Raw genomic sequence first — 15,194 nt, forward strand, 5'->3', positions numbered from 1 at the left:
GGCGGCGGGTCTTTATAGTCAGTTATTGTGCGGCGCCGTGGGCGGCGGCGTGCTGGGCGAAATACGCATCGACGGTGGCAAGAAACGCGTCTTTTTGCGCCTGCGGCAGGAAGGCGGCGATAAAACCGTTGCGCGCCAGGCGTTGCGCGTGGGACAGGCCCAGCGGCAAGGCGTCGAAGATGGCGTCGAAGTTATCGTTCATGTAGCCGCCGAAGTAGGCGGGATCGTCCGAGTTCACCGTCACCAGCAGGCCCGCGTCGAGCAGTTGCACCAGGTTATGGTCATGCATCTGGTCGAACACGCGCAGCTTGGTGTTCGACAGGGGGCAGACGGTCAGCGCGACCTGTTCGCGCGCCAGGCGGGCCGTCAGCTCCGCGTCTTCCAGGCAGCGCACGCCATGGTCGATGCGTTCGACTTTCAAGTCGTCGAGCGCCGTGCGGATGTAGGCTGGCGGGCCTTCCTCGCCCGCGTGGGCCACCAGGTGCAGGCCCAGCTCGCGGCAACGGGCAAACACGCGCGAGAATTTCTCGGGCGGGTTGCCCACTTCCGACGAATCGAGGCCGATGCCGATGAACTTGTCGCGGTGCGGCAGCGCGTCTTCCAGGGTCTCGAACGCCTCTTCCTCGCTCAGGTGGCGCAGGAAGCACAGGATCAGGGCCGCGCTGACGGGGCTGTCCTGGCAGGCGCGGTGGATGCCGTTGATCACGTCGGCCATGGCCACGCCGCGCGCCGTGTGCGTTTGCGGGTCGAAGAAGATTTCCGTGTGCAAGACGTTATCGGCTTCGGCGCGGCGCAGGTAGGCTTGCGTCATGTCATAGAAATCCTGCTCTTTCAAGAGCACGCTTGCGCCAGCGTAATAAATGTCGAGAAAAGACTGCAAATCTGTAAAAGCATAGGCGCTGCGCAAGTGTTCCACCGATTCATAGCCCAAAGGCACGCCATTGCGCTCTGCCAGTGCGAAAATCAGTTCTGGCTCCAGCGAGCCCTCGATATGGATATGCAGTTCGGCTTTGGGCATGCCGCGGATGATCGCGCGCAATTGGGGGTGCATCATGGGTGTTCCTTATAGGGTGAAGATAACAATGCTGGCTCGCGCACGCGCACGCGCGGCGCGCGGGGCCATCGGACATGCAGGCATCTTAGCGCAAGATGGCCAGCCGCACCGGCGCCCGGCCGCCATGGCCCGCACCGGCACGCACTGGCGAATTGTCGTATGATGGTTTAAAAGGTACAAAAAAGTTCATTGAAATGGATGAAAAATTTGATGTTTTATCCAATTAAATCAACAATTTACAAACAAGTATTAAGGATATGCTGACATATCTTTTGACTTCCTGATCCTTTAGAGCAATAATAAATTTCATGGGGTAATGGTAGGTGCAACAAGCGCTATCAACAGTGAAAAAAAGCCGGCTGGCCACGTCAGCACACGGCATCAAGCGCCAGTTTTTTGGTCCGGGCAATCCGGACTCGCAAAGACAGCCGGGCTTGAAACAACAATAAAAATCGGTACGGGGTACAGGAAAAGTTCAGACGGCAAGCCCAGGCGAGTGCCAGGCGGGCGGCCATGGTGACTGGCAGTTCAGGTTTACATTAAAGGACATTGACATGACCATTTTTGATAACTATGCAGCACGCTACGAGCGCACCCGCGAAGAGGAAATGTCGCTCACCGAGTACCTGGCCCTGTGCAAGAAGGACAAGCTGACGTATGCCAGCGCGCCCGAACGCATGCTGGCCGCCATCGGCGAGCCGCAGCTGGTCGACACGCGCAACGACACGCGCCTGTCGCGCATCTTCGCCAACAAGATCATCAAGATCTACCCCGCCTTCCGCGAGTTCTACGGCACCGAGGAAGTCATCGAGCAAGTCGTCTCGTATTTCCGCCACGCGGCGCAAGGCCTGGAAGAACGCAAGCAGATCCTGTACTTGCTGGGGCCTGTGGGCGGCGGCAAGTCGTCCATCGCGGAAAAACTCAAGTCGCTGATGGAACACGTGCCCTTCTATTGCCTGAAAGGCTCGCCCGTCAACGAATCTCCGCTGGGCCTGTTCAACGAGGAAGAGGACGGCACCATCCTGGAAGAGGATTACGGCATCCCGCGCCGCTACCTGCGCAACATCCCCAGCCCGTGGGCCGTCAAGCGCCTGCATGAATACAATGGCGATATCAACCAGTTCCGCGTCGTCAAGCGCTATCCGTCCGTGCTGAAACAGATCGCCATCTCGAAAAACGGAGCCGGGCGACGAAAACAACCAGGATATTTCCTCGCTGGTGGGCAAGGTCGACATCCGCAAGCTGGAAGACTATGCGCAGGACGACCCGGACGCCTACAGCTATTCGGGCGGCCTGTGCCTGGCCAACCAGGGCCTGATGGAATTCGTGGAAATGTTCAAGGCGCCCATCAAGGTGCTGCATCCGCTGCTGACGGCCACGCAGGAAGGCAATTACAAGGGCACGGAAGGGTTTGGCGCGATACCGTTCGACGGCATCATCCTGGCCCACTCGAACGAATCGGAATGGAAGACCTTCAAGAATAACCGCAACAACGAGGCGTTTCTTGACCGTATCTATATAGTCAAGGTGCCATACTGCCTGCGCGTCTCCGATGAAATCAAGATCTACGACAAGCTGGTCGCCAATTCCTCGCTCGTGAAAGCCCCGTGCGCGCCCGGCACCCTGCGCATGATGGCGCAGTTCGCCATCCTGTCGCGCCTGAAAGACCCGGAAAACTCCAGCATTTTCTCGAAGATGCTCGTCTACGATGGCGAAAACCTCAAGGATACGGACCCGAAAGCCAAGTCCATGCACGAATACGTCGATTACGCGGGCGTGGACGAGGGCATGAACGGGCTGTCGACGCGCTTTGCCTTCAAGATCCTGTCTAAAGTGTTCAACTTTGACAATTCCGAAGTGGCCGCCAATCCCGTGCACTTATTATATGTACTGGAACAGCAGGTCGAGCGCGAGCAGTTCGCGCCGGAACTCGAGCAGCGCTACTTCTCCTATATCAAAGAGCACCTGGCGCAGCGCTATGTGGAATTCATCGGCAAGGAGATCCAGACGGCTTACCTGGAAAGCTATTCGGAATACGGCCAGAACATTTTTGATCGCTACGTGACGTTTGCCGACTTCTGGATACAGGACCAGGAATACCGCGATCCGGACACGGGCGAAAGTTTTGACCGCGAATCGCTGAACAATGAGCTGGAAAAGATCGAGAAGCCGGCGGGTATTTCCAATCCGAAAGACTTCCGCAATGAAATCGTGAACTTCGGGCTGCGCGCGCGGGCGTCGAACGGCGGCAAGAATCCCGCCTGGACCAGCTACGAAAAGTTCCGTACCGTGATTGAAAAGAAAATGTTCTCGAATACGGAGGAATTGCTGCCCGTGATTTCCTTCAATGCCAAGGCCAGCGCCGACGATGCCAACAAGCACGCCGACTTCGTGGCACGCATGGTGGAAAAAGGCTATACGGCCAAGCAGGTACGCCTGTTATGCGAATGGTACTTGCGCGTACGCAAGTCATCGTAGCGCGGACAGCGGGCGCGCCCCGCCCGGAGACTGGCGGGGCGCGCAAGACGAGAAGCAAGGAGGCACCCTTTGACATACCTCATCGACAGGCGCTTGCAAAGCAAGAATAAATCCGCCGTCAACCGCGAGCGTTTCCTGCGGCGTTACAAGGGCCAGATCAAGGATGCCGTGGGGCGCGCCATCAAGGGGCGCTCGATCACGGACGTCGAGAATGGCGAAAAGGTCAGTATCCCCGTCAAGGACGTGGGCGAGCCGTCGTTCGGCCACGCGCATGGCGGCGTATGGGAAGTGGTCAATCCCGGCAACAAGGAATACCTGAAAGGCGACCAGATCGCCCGGCCCAAGGGCGGCGGCGGCAGCGGGCGGGGCAAGGCGGGCAACAGCGACGAGACGACGGAAGACGATTTCATCTTCGAATTGTCGCGCGAAGAATTCATGAATTATTTCTTCGAAGACTTGGAATTGCCGCACATGGTGAAAACCCAGCTGACGGCCACCACGGAATTCAAGAACCAGCGCGCCGGCTACAATATGTCGGGCACGCCGTCGAACATCCACGTGCTGCGCTCCCTGCGCGGCGCACTGGGGCGGCGCATCGCCGTGGGCGGCGGTGCCCGCAAGCAGCTGGCGCAGGCCGAGGAAGACCTGGCCGAACTGCTGCACGAAGGCGCGCCCGACAGCGACCCGCTGGTCACGACTGCTGCGCCGCCTGATCCACCACCTGCACACGCGCTTGCTGGCGATACCGTTCATCGACCCGTTCGACTTGCGCTACAGCAACCGCATCAAGGTGCCCAAGCCCATGACGCAAGCCGTGATGTTCTGCATCATGGACGTCTCCGGCTCCATGGACGAGTCGCGCAAGGACACGGCCAAGCGCTTCTTCATCCTGTTATATCTGTTCCTCAAGCGCGTCTACGACAAGATCGAGGTGGTCTTCATCCGCCACCATACGGCGGCGGCGGAAGTCAACGAGCACGATTTCTTCAATTCGCGCGAGTCGGGCGGCACCGTGGTGTCGTCGGCCTTGCACTTGCTCAACACGATTATTGACGAACGCTATGGCGCCGGGCAGTGGAACAGCTATGTGGCGCAGGCATCCGACGGCGACAACTGGGACAACGATTCCGTGCTGTGCCGCCAGCTCCTAATTAATACCATCATGCCCAAGGTGCAGTACTACACCTATGTCGAGATCACGGACGGCCCGCAGCAAAACCTGTGGGAGCAATATGCGGGCGTGCTCGACCATCACGCCCATTTCGCCATGCAAAAGATCGTCACGCCGGCCGATATCTACCCGGTCTTCCGCGAACTGTTCAAGAAACAGGTGAAATGATGAGTGCAGCCTTTGACCGCGCCAGCAATACCCCGGGCGAACCGTTCGTGCGCCTGCGCCACCCGAACGCCTTGCCCGAGCAGTCGGAATGGACGTTCGAACTGATCGAGCAAATCCACGAGGAAATCCGCCGCGTGGCGAAACAGTTCGGCCTCGACACCTATCCGAATCAGCTGGAAATCATCACGGCCGAACAGATGATGGATGCCTACACTTCCGTCGGCATGCCCGTCTCGTATAACCATTGGTCGTTCGGCAAGCATTTTCTGTCCACCGAGAAAAGCTACAAGCGGGGCCAGATGGGCCTGGCCTACGAGATCGTCATCAACTCGAATCCGTGCATCGCCTATTTAATGGAGGAAAACAGCCTGACCATGCAGTCGCTGGTGATCGCGCATGCGGCCTACGGGCATAACTCCTTTTTTAAAGGCAATTACCTGTTCCGCGCCTGGACGGATGCGGACGCCATCATCGACTACATGGTGTTTGCCAAGAATTACATCGCCGAATGCGAGCAGCGCCATGGCGTCGATGCCGTGGAATTGCTGCTCGACTCGTGCCACGCCATCCAGAACTATGGCGTGGACCGCTACAAGCGGCCGGCGAAACTGTCGATGGCGAAGGAATATGCGCGCCAGAAAGAGCGCGAAGCCTATGTGCAGTCGCAGATCAACCAGCTGTGGCGCACCCTGCCCCGGCGCGACGAGGATGAAGACGAGGACGACCAGCGCAAGGCCGCGCCCCGCTTTCCGCCCGAACCCGAGGAAAACCTGCTGTACTTTATCGAGAAGTACGCGCCGCTGCTGGAACCGTGGCAGCGCGAGATGGTGCGCATCGTGCGCAAGATTTCCCAGTATTTCTATCCGCAGCGGCAAACCCAGGTCATGAACGAGGGTTGGGCCACTTTCTGGCACTACACGATATTGAACCAGTTATATGATGAAGGCGTGGTGGGCGACGGCTTCATGATGGAATTTCTCAAAAGCCATACCAACGTCGTCTACCAGCCGCCCATCGACAGTCCGTACTACAGCGGCATCAATCCGTATGCGCTGGGTTTCGCCATGATGAGCGACATCCGCCGCATCTGCGAGCATCCGACGGACGAAGACCGCGCCTGGTTCCCCGACATGGCCGGCAGCGACTGGCGCAAGAGCCTGGACTTCGCCATGCGCAATTTCAAGGATGAAAGCTTTATCGCCCAGTATTTGTCGCCGCGGCTGATCCGCGAATTCCATTTCTTTGCCGTGCTCGACGACGACAAGAATGAAAAGCTGGCCATTTCCGCCATCCACGACGATGCCGGCTACCGCTACGTGCGCCAGCAGCTGGCCGAGCAGTACAACCTGGGCAACCGCGAGCCGAACATCCAGGTGTGGTCCGTGAATACGCGCGACGACCGCGCCCTGACCCTGCGCCACACGCAATTCCAGCGCCGCCCGCTGAACCAGCAGGCGGCCGAGGTGCTCAAGCACGTGGCGCGGCTGTGGGGCTTCGATGTGCACCTCGATACGGTCGACCCGCAGGGCGCCGTTCTGGGCACCCTGAATTGCCGGCGCGAGAAGCGCAACCGGCGCGACGACCCCGTTGTCCGGCCATGAAATGATTTGTTGATAATAATCAATGGCAAGAATATAAGCGTTTCCTATGCCTACATAGGAATTCAGTATGGCCTGGCGGCGTCAAATGGGCCGCCGGGAGCGCCTTTTTTGACCTGGGTGAAGTTCATTGCGCACCTGTTTGGTGCGCGCGGATGGCTAAGTGGTCTGGTTCCGAGCCAAAACATTTCCAAAAAGAAAGATTTTTCTCCAAATTTAGCAGTTTCCATATTGGATATCACGAAATATAATTCCGCCAGATCGGCACATCGGAGAACTTAGCAGCGGTCGCCCAAAACGGCTGTAAAAAACCGATAAGACCGCCTTTTTTTCTGTCCGAAAGCGTGCAAAGATGACATAAGCAAGTACGTTTTCAGGGCGCAAAAGCGCCAAAAATTTAACCGGTTTTAGGCGTTAAAAATCTGTGTAAAATAAAGAATTCGTATGTATAATTCGGCGACGTCCCGGATACGGCTGGAGCTTTGTGTCGTCATTTTGGGGTTCAGTTGCAAGACAAGAGATGGTATTTGGAGAAAGCAGGCATGAATTTTTCGAACGAGAAAAGTCCCAAGAACTACACAGGCATCACTATCGTTGTCCTGCTGCACGTTCTCGCGGCTTACGGGATCGTGACGGGCTTGGGCAAGCGGTTGGTCACCAAAATGATGGAACCGGTTGAAACCAAGATTATCGAGGAAGTCAAACCGCCTCCACCGAAGGATCTTCCACCGCCACCACCGCCGCCAGAAATGAAGGCGCCACCGCCGCCATTCATTCCGCCAGTCGAGGTGAACGTGCAGCAGCCGCCACCACAGCAGAACGTGATTGCAAATGCGACTGCCGTGAAGCCAGCATCGAATGTATTGGCACCGCCAACGCCGCCTGCACAGCCTGCGCCAACTCCTGGACCAGCCAAATCGGTGCGTACGCCGGCCGTGGTTGACTTCAGCGTCTGCGAAAAACCGGCTTATCCAAAGTCGTCGCAGCGTAACGAGGAAACCGGTGTGGTGACACTGTCGTTCCTGATCGGTGTAGACGGCAAGGTCGCTGATTCGAAGATCGTGAAGTCCAGCGGCTTCAGGGACCTGGACAAAGCCGCGGTGCAAGGTATCAGCCGCTGTACATTTAAGCCGGCAACAGTTGACGGCAAGCCGGAACAAGGCTGGCAGCAAATGCAATACGTTTGGTCGCTGGATTAAAACCCGAGACAGTTATCCCCTGTCTCACACTATGATTTCGTTGTCATTACGTTCAGCGATCTATTTTTATTTTTAATTTTGGAGGAAGCATGTTTAAGAATACCCGTTTGTCCGCATTTTTTGCCGCGGTTCTGTTGTCCGTTACCGCTACTACCGCTCTGGTAGCAGCTCCGGCATTCGCTGACGCGCCAGCATCGGCTGCCGCTTCGGCTCCTGCGGCAGACGCTGCACCAGCACCAGTTGCTGCAGATGCAGCCGCTCCAGCAGCAGACGCAGCCGCTCCAGCCGCTGATGCAGCCGCTCCAGCCAAAACCGAAGAAGTCCACAACCCGTTCGGCCTGCAAGCAGTGTGGGACGGCGGCTTCGTGCCACGCGCCACCCTGATCATCATGGTCATCATGTCGATCGGTACCTGGTACATCATCATCACCAAGCTGATCGATCAAATGAAGATCTTCAAGCAAGCTAAAGAAGCCGCTGCCAAATTCTGGAAAGCACCTTCGATCGCTGCTGGTTCGGCAACCCTGGAAGAAGGTTCGCCATTCCGCTTCATCGCTGAATCGGGCACCAAGGCAACGGCTCACCATGACGGCGCCCTGCTGGAACAAATCGATCTGTCGACCTGGGTAACGATGTCGATCCAGCGCGCTTCGGACAAAGTCCAATCGCGTCTGCAAGATGGCCTGTCGTTCCTGGCAACCGTTGGTTCGACCGCACCGTTTATCGGTCTGTTCGGTACCGTTTGGGGTATCTACAACGCACTGACCGCTATCGGCATGACCGGTAACGCATCGATCGACAAAGTGGCAGGTCCAGTTGGTGAAGCACTGATCATGACCGCTTTCGGTCTGCTGGTCGCTGTTCCTGCCGTTCTGGGTTACAACTGGCTGGTTCGTCGTAACAAAACCGCAATGGAAGACATCCGCTCGTTCAGCGCCGACGTTCACTCGGTTCTGGTTTCCGGCGTAATGTCCACCAGCGAAGCTGGCCGTGCTGCCGGCGCTAAAAAGATCGGATAAGTCATGTCGATGTCCGTCGGCTCCGACAGCGGAGAACAAGATCAGGTAATGTCAGAAATCAACACGACGCCGCTTGTCGACATCATGTTGGTTTTGCTGATCATTTTCTTGATCACCAGTCCGGTTGTCCTCAAGCTGCAGAAAATCGATCTGCCGATCGAGGCCAACCAAGCCCTTCAAACCAAGCCGCAAAACGTTAACATCGTTGTTAACAAGGATGGCGAGATTTACCTGGGCCAGACCAGACTGAGAGACACGAACGAATTGTTCGATTATCTTAAAGTTGAAGCAGTGAAAGTACCGCAGCCGGAAGTACACGTTCGTGGCGACCAAGAAACACGCTACGAATCGATCGGCCGGGTTATTTACACGACCCAACGTGCCGGGATCCAGAAGGTCGGCTTCATCACCGAACCACCTGACAAGGGCTGATAGCGACTGACAGCGGCGTCCCGGCAACATGGGGGCGCCACTGAAGGAAGCTTGCCGGGCGGCAGTTTCGCCCGGTGCTTCGTTGGACTTCTTAAAGGAAACACTATGAGTATGAATGTCGGTTCGGGAAGCGCAGCAGGCGCGGATCCGGAACCAATGATGGAACTGAACATGACGCCCCTCATCGACGTGATGCTGGTGCTGATTATCATGTTGATCATCACGATTCCTAAGCAAAACCACTCGGTGAACCTGAACATGCCGGTCGGCACCCCGCCGCCACCGACAACCGAACCAGTGGTCGTCACGATCGATGTCGATTTTGATGGCACTATCTTGTGGGACAATCAGGTCGTACCTGATCGTAATACGCTGGAAGCCAAGCTGAGCAACGTTGCTGCGCAAGCAGATCAGCCGGAAGTGCATCTGCGTCCTAACAAGCTGGTGGAATACAAAGTCGTCGCCGGTGTGATGGCGTCGGCGCAGCGTCTGGGCGTGACTAAAATCGGTCTGGTCGGCAACGAGCAATTCCAGTAAGCTGCAGCAATCAGGTTCTCTTTACATCCGAATAGGCAGGACTTCCTGCCTATTCGCTTTTTACTGAAAGACTTTCTCATGTCCAAGTTTCGTCTCGCTCATCTCGGCCTCGTCATGGCCGCTATCGGTTTTACCGCAGCAACTCCCGTAATCGGCCTGGGCTCGCTGGCATACGCCGCGGACACCGTGCGCGCCGAAGTGGGCAAGCCATTGCAAGAAGCGCAAAAACTCGCTGGCAGCGGCAAGAACAAGGAAGCGCTGGCCAAACTGCGCGAAGCAGACAGCGTCGGTGGCAAGACTGCCTTTGAAAGCTACCAGATCGAACGCGTGCGCGCTTCGGCCGCCGCCGCCGCCGGCGACAACGGCACCGCCATCAAGGCTTTCGAAGCCGTCATCAATTCCGGCCGCCTGAGCGCCGCCGAAGCCCCAAAATTCACGCAAGCGCTGGCCGGCATGTACTACCGCGCCAAGGACTGGCCAAATACCATCACCTGGATCAAACGCTCGCTGAAAGACCGCGACGACGCGCAAATGCGCGAACTGCTGATCCAGACCTACTACGTCAGCGGCAACTACGCCGAAGCGGCCAAGGAACTGCAAGCGCGCGGCGGCAACTCGGAAGCGAGCCTGCAAATGCTGGCCAACATCCAGTTGAAGCAAAACGACAAGGCTGGCTACGTCGCCACCCTGGAAAAACTGGCCGGCAGCTATCCAAAGACCAGCTACTGGGCTGACCTGCTGAACCGCGTCTCGGGCAAACCTGGCTTCTCGCAACGCCTGGGCCTGGACGTCCAGCGCCTGCGCCTGGCCAACGGCCTGTTCACCAAGCCTTCCGAATACATGGAAATCAGCCAGCTGGCCCTGCAAGCAGGCAATCCTGGCGAAGCTTTGAGCATCATCGAGCAAGGCTACAAGAAAGGCGTGCTGGGCACCGGCACCGATGCGCCACGTCACCAGCGCCTGAAAGACCTGGCCCTGAAAACCCAGGCCGACCTGAAAGCCAACGCTGCCAAGTCGGAAGCGGAATACGTCAAGAACAAGGACGCCGACAGCTTGAGCAAGCTGGGCTTCGCCCTGGTGTACGACGGCCAGGCCGAAAAAGGCCTGGGCTTGATGAATGACGCGGTGAAACTGGGCACGGCCAAGTATGCGGAAGAAGCCAAGCTGCATCTGGGCATCGCCTACATTCACGCCGGCAAGAAATCCAATGCAACGACGGCACTCAAAGCCGTCAAGGGCACGGATGGCGCGGCTGACCTGGCACGTTACTGGACGTTAATGAACAAGTAATTGACATCGAACCCAAGCTACTGCGCGTCGCGCTTTGCAGCCTGTGATGCTCACCGTACTACAGTACGGTTGCGCTTCTCGGCCACAAATCACTGCCGCTCGCTACGCTTGGGTTCGACGTTGAGAGTGCATAGAATCAATACTAAAGCGTTGCCAGCATACCCGCCGGCAACGCTTTTTATCATTTCAGCAGTGAAATTCGCCCTGCGCCCACCCTGCCGGGTGTGCATCCCTGAAACAGTCCGTATAATCCCCCTTTTGGCACAGTTTTTCATCAGATTCCCATGAAGGTATTCCGCGGACTTCCCAATGCCCAGGCTCGAGCGCCCTGCGCTCTGACCATCGGCAATTTTGACGGTGTCCACATCGGCCATCAAGCCTTGCTGGCGCGCGTGCGCGAAGCTGCCACAGAACTCGGCATTGAAGCGGCCGTGATGACGTTCGAACCGCATCCGCGCGAATTCTTCGCGCAGCGCGCGGGCGACCTGTCGAAAGCGCCACAGCGCATCGCCAACTTGCGCGACAAGCTGCAATCGCTGGACGACGCCGGCATCGACCGTGTCGTCGTCGAGCATTTCAGCGCCCAGTTCGCCGCCTTGACGCCGCAGGAATTCACGGAAAAAGTCCTCGTCGACGGCTTGCACGTGAAATGGCTGATGGTCGGCGACGACTTCTGCTATGGCGCCCGGCGCGCCGGCGACGTGGCCATGCTGCAGGAAGCCGGCCGTCAATATGGTTTCCATGTAGAAACATTGCCGACGGTAATGAACGGCAGCACGCGCATCTCCTCGTCGGCCGTGCGTCTGGCGCTGGCCGCCGGCGATTTCCCGCTGGCCACGCAGTTGCTGGGCCATCCGTACGCCATTTCCGGCCACGTGATCCACGGCCAGAAACTGGGCCGCACACTGGGTTTCCCCACCCTGAACCTGCGCGTGGCGCACCGCCCTGCCCTGTCCGGCATCTTCATCGTGCAAGTGCACGGCCTGGGGCCGCAACCGCTGCCTGCCGTGGCCAGCCTGGGCGTGCGCCCTACCGTCGACGACAGTGGCCGCGTCTTGCTGGAAGTGCATCTGTTTGATTTTAATCAATCCTGCTACGGCAAGCTGGTACGCGTGGAATTCCTGCAAAAGCTGCGCGACGAAGAAAAGTACGACGATTTGCCCACCCTGACGGCCGCCATCGAGCGCGACTCGAACCAGGCGCGTGCGTATTTCGCACTGCGCCGCAGCGCCATTACCGCCACCGACCGAATTTGATCCCGGCCAACTCCGCCGCCTGGCGGCACCTGCCGCCGCAAACTATTCAACACCATTAAAGAAGATTATGTCCGATCAAAACAAGCCAGCCACGCCCAAGCAGAACAAGAAGCCTGAAAGCAAATACCCGGTCAACATGACGGAAACCCCATTCCCGATGCGCGGCGACATGGCCAAGCGCGAGCCGCAATGGGTGCAACAATGGCAAGACAAGAAGATTTACGAGCGCGTGCGCAAGGCTGCCGCCGGCCGTCCGAAATTCATCCTGCATGACGGCCCGCCGTACGCGAATGGCGATATCCACCTGGGCCACGCCGTCAACAAGATCCTGAAGGACATGGTCGTCAAGTCGCGCTCGCTGGCCGGCTTCGACGCGCCCTACGTGCCGGGCTGGGATTGCCACGGCATGCCGATCGAGATCCAGATCGAAAAACTGCACGGCAAGAACCTGCCGACGGCCGACGTGCTGGAAAAGGCCCGCGCCTACGCCAACGTGCAGGTCGAGCGCCAGAAGAAGGATTTTATTCGCCTGGCGTGCTGGGCGAGTGGGACAACCCATATCTGACCATGGCGCACGGCAATGAAGCGGACGAATTGCGCGCGCTGGGCAAGCTGCTGGAAAAAGGCTATGTCTACCGCGGCCTGAAGCCCGTCAACTGGTGCTTCGATTGCCAGTCGGCGCTGGCCGAGGCGGAAGTGGAATACGCGGAAAAGCGCGATCCCGCCATCGACGTCGGGTTCAAATTCAAAGAATTTGAACGAATCGCGCAAGCCTTCGGCCTGCCCTCCCTGCCGACCGATAACGGTTTCATCGTCATCTGGACCACCACGCCGTGGACCATCCCGTCGAACCAGGCGCTGAACGTGCACCCGGAAGTCAAATACGCGCTGGTGAAAGCCGAGCGCGATGGCCAGCCATTGCTGCTGATCCTGGCGCAAGACCTGGTCGTGGCCAGCCTGGCGCGCTTCAAGCTCGAAGGCACGACGATCGCCACCTGCGACGGCGCGGCCCTGGCCGGCATCAGCTTCCGCCACCCGCTGCACGCGGCCGACGCCTTCTATGACCGCCTGTCGCCGTTGTACCTGGCCGAATACGTGACCACGGAAAGCGGCACGGGCGTGGTGCACTCGGCGCCAGCCTACGGCCTGGACGACTTCATCTCGTGCAAGGCGCACGGCATGAAGGACGATGACATCATCAAACCCGTCATGGGCGACGGCAAGTTCGCCTCGACCCTGCCCCTGTTCGGCGGCATGACCATCTGGGAAGCGTCGAAACCGATCTGCAATGCCCTGAAAGAAGCGGGAGCCTTGTTCGAAGTCAAGATGTTCGACCACAGTTACATGCATTGTTGGCGTCATAAGACGCCGATCATCTACCGCGCCACGTCGCAATGGTTTGCCGGCATGGACGTGACGCCGAAGGACGGCGGCGCGACCCTGCGCGAAACGGCCTTGCAAGGCATCGCCGATACCGAGTTCTTCCCGGACTGGGGCCAGGCGCGCCTGCACGGCATGATCGCCAACCGTCCCGACTGGACCCTATCGCGCCAGCGCCAGTGGGGCGTGCCGATGGCCTTCATCGTGCACAAGGAAACGGGCGACCTGCATCCGCGCACGCCGGAACTGCTGGAGCAGGTGGCCAAGCTGATCGAAAAGGACGGCATCGAGGCATGGCAGGCACTGGATCTGAAAGACCTGATCGGCGACGAAGCGGCCATCTATGCCAAGAACAAGGACACGCTGGACGTGTGGTTCGATTCCGGCGCCACGCACCAGACGGTGCTGGGCGGCCCGCAGGCGCACGGCTCGCACTCGACGCAGCTGCAGTTCCCGGCCGACCTGTACCTGGAAGGCTCGGACCAGCATCGCGGCTGGTTCCACTCGTCGCTGCTCGTGTCGTCGATGCTGAACGGCCGTCCGCCATACAAGGCCCTGCTGACGCACGGCTTCACGGTCGATGGCGAAGGCAAGAAGATGTCGAAGTCACTGGGTAATACCCTGGCGCCGCAAAAGATCTCGGACACCCACCCTGGGCGCGGACATCCTGCGCCTGTGGATCGCTTCGACCGACTACACGGGCGAGCTGTCGATCTCCGACGAAATCCTGAAACGCGTGACGGAATCGTACCGCCGCATCCGCAACACCCTGCGCTTCCTGCTGGCCAATACCTCGGACTTCAATCCGGCCACGGACGCCGTGCCGGTGGCGGAAATGTTCGAGATCGACCGCTATGCGCTGGCCAACATGGCATCGTTGCAAACGCAGATCGAGAACAACTATGCGCGCTACGAGTTCCACCCCGTCGTGTCGAAGCTGCAGACCTACTGCTCGGAAGACCTGGGCGGCTTCTACCTGGACATCCTGAAGGACCGTTTGTACACCTCGGGCTTGACGTCGCACGCGCGCCGTTCGGCGCAGACGGCCCTGTGGCACATCACGCAAAGCCTGCTGCGCCTGATGGCCCCGGCCCTGTCGTTCACGGCCGAAGAAGCGTGGGCAGTCTTTGCCGGCGCGGAGGCGTACGCCGCCAGCGATGAAACCATCTTCACGCAAACCTGGTGGCAGCTGCCGGCAGTGGCGGATGCGGCCGAGCTGCTGGAGAAATACACGGCCCTGCGCGCCGTGCGCACGGACGTCACCAAGCAGCTGGAAGACTTGCGCACCTCGGGCGCCATCGGCTCCTCGCTGCAAGCGGAACTGACGATCAAGGCCGCGCCGATGAAATACAAGCTGTTGACCACCCTGGGCGAGGACTTGAAGTTCGTCTTCATCACCTCGCAGGCAACGGTGGCGGAAGTGGCCGACGAAGCAGCCGAGGAAGTGGTCGTGGCCGCGTCGACGGCGCCGAAGTGCGAGCGCTGCTGGCACTACCGCGCCGACGTGGGCACGGACGCCGCGCATGCCACCCTGTGCGGCCGCTGCGTCAGCAATCTGTTTGGAAAAGGCGAAGTTCGCCGTTTCGCTTAGACTGTCACCCCGGGGCGCTGC

Annotated in this window: 9 protein-coding genes and 3 pseudogenes; 11 read left to right on the forward strand and 1 reads right to left on the reverse strand. The window is 58.8% G+C overall.

What is annotated here, in order from left to right:
• Positions 1–22: 22 nt before the first annotated feature.
• Positions 23–1,054: an adenosine deaminase gene (locus ACQVLG_RS01140; RefSeq protein WP_474292497.1), complete on the reverse strand. Its 1,032-nt coding sequence runs from the start codon at positions 1,052–1,054 to the stop codon at positions 23–25.
• Positions 1,055–1,149: 95 nt separating this feature from the next.
• On the opposite strand from ACQVLG_RS01140, the gene ACQVLG_RS01145 reads away from it, so the two are divergent.
• From ACQVLG_RS01145 to ileS, 11 genes and pseudogenes are all read left to right on the forward strand, one after another.
• The gene (locus ACQVLG_RS01145; RefSeq protein ID WP_474292498.1) at positions 1,150–1,281 is read left to right on the forward strand and encodes a hypothetical protein; all 132 of its coding nucleotides are present in this window, start codon (positions 1,150–1,152) and stop codon (positions 1,279–1,281) included.
• 327 nt (positions 1,282–1,608) lie between these two features.
• Positions 1,609–3,532: pseudogene (locus ACQVLG_RS01150) on the forward strand (PrkA family serine protein kinase).
• Between the two features lie 69 nt (positions 3,533–3,601).
• A pseudogene (locus tag ACQVLG_RS01155) lies at positions 3,602–4,871 on the forward strand (YeaH/YhbH family protein).
• Entirely contained in the window at positions 4,871–6,472 is a 1,602-nt protein-coding gene (locus tag ACQVLG_RS01160) for a SpoVR family protein (protein WP_230539980.1), read from the forward strand. Before ACQVLG_RS01155 ends, ACQVLG_RS01160 begins: the two are co-directional and overlap by 1 nt.
• A gap of 539 nt (positions 6,473–7,011) precedes the next feature.
• A complete protein-coding gene (locus ACQVLG_RS01165; protein ID WP_077407913.1) occupies positions 7,012–7,668 on the forward strand; it encodes an energy transducer TonB in 657 nt (218 codons plus the stop codon).
• Between the two features lie 89 nt (positions 7,669–7,757).
• Entirely contained in the window at positions 7,758–8,687 is a 930-nt protein-coding gene (locus tag ACQVLG_RS01170; RefSeq protein WP_230539716.1) for a MotA/TolQ/ExbB proton channel family protein, read from the forward strand.
• A 3-nt stretch (positions 8,688–8,690) separates the two neighbouring features.
• Positions 8,691–9,119 (forward strand): ExbD/TolR family protein, encoded by a 429-nt coding sequence (locus ACQVLG_RS01175; protein WP_230539717.1) that lies wholly within the window; start codon positions 8,691–8,693, stop codon positions 9,117–9,119.
• 105 nt (positions 9,120–9,224) lie between these two features.
• On the forward strand, positions 9,225–9,656 hold the full coding sequence (locus ACQVLG_RS01180) for an ExbD/TolR family protein (protein ID WP_170840419.1): 432 nt from the start codon (positions 9,225–9,227) through the stop codon (positions 9,654–9,656).
• A 78-nt stretch (positions 9,657–9,734) separates the two neighbouring features.
• On the forward strand, positions 9,735–10,946 hold the full coding sequence (locus tag ACQVLG_RS01185; RefSeq protein ID WP_230539718.1) for a tetratricopeptide repeat protein: 1,212 nt from the start codon (positions 9,735–9,737) through the stop codon (positions 10,944–10,946).
• 284 nt (positions 10,947–11,230) lie between these two features.
• Positions 11,231–12,202 carry a bifunctional riboflavin kinase/FAD synthetase gene (locus ACQVLG_RS01190; protein ID WP_230539719.1) on the forward strand — a complete coding sequence of 324 codons (972 nt, stop codon included), beginning with the start codon at positions 11,231–11,233 and terminating at the stop codon, positions 12,200–12,202.
• 67 nt (positions 12,203–12,269) lie between these two features.
• Positions 12,270–15,173: pseudogene (gene ileS / locus ACQVLG_RS01195) on the forward strand (isoleucine--tRNA ligase).
• The last annotated feature ends 21 nt before the right edge of the window (positions 15,174–15,194 follow it).

Source organism: Janthinobacterium sp. TPC_1, assembly GCF_056037845.1.

Excerpts from the sequence above, each read along its gene's own strand:
- ACQVLG_RS01140 (WP_474292497.1), bottom strand. The coding sequence starts at position 1,054 with ATGATGCACCCCCAATTGCGCGCGATCATCCGCGGCATGCCCAAAGCC.
- ACQVLG_RS01145 (WP_474292498.1), top strand. The coding sequence starts at position 1,150 with ATGGCCAGCCGCACCGGCGCCCGGCCGCCATGGCCCGCACCGGCACGC.
- ACQVLG_RS01160 (WP_230539980.1), top strand. The coding sequence starts at position 4,871 with ATGAGTGCAGCCTTTGACCGCGCCAGCAATACCCCGGGCGAACCGTTC.
- ACQVLG_RS01165 (WP_077407913.1), top strand. The coding sequence starts at position 7,012 with ATGAATTTTTCGAACGAGAAAAGTCCCAAGAACTACACAGGCATCACT.
- ACQVLG_RS01170 (WP_230539716.1), top strand. The coding sequence starts at position 7,758 with ATGTTTAAGAATACCCGTTTGTCCGCATTTTTTGCCGCGGTTCTGTTG.
- ACQVLG_RS01175 (WP_230539717.1), top strand. The coding sequence starts at position 8,691 with ATGTCGATGTCCGTCGGCTCCGACAGCGGAGAACAAGATCAGGTAATG.
- ACQVLG_RS01180 (WP_170840419.1), top strand. The coding sequence starts at position 9,225 with ATGAGTATGAATGTCGGTTCGGGAAGCGCAGCAGGCGCGGATCCGGAA.
- ACQVLG_RS01185 (WP_230539718.1), top strand. The coding sequence starts at position 9,735 with ATGTCCAAGTTTCGTCTCGCTCATCTCGGCCTCGTCATGGCCGCTATC.
- ACQVLG_RS01190 (WP_230539719.1), top strand. The coding sequence starts at position 11,231 with ATGAAGGTATTCCGCGGACTTCCCAATGCCCAGGCTCGAGCGCCCTGC.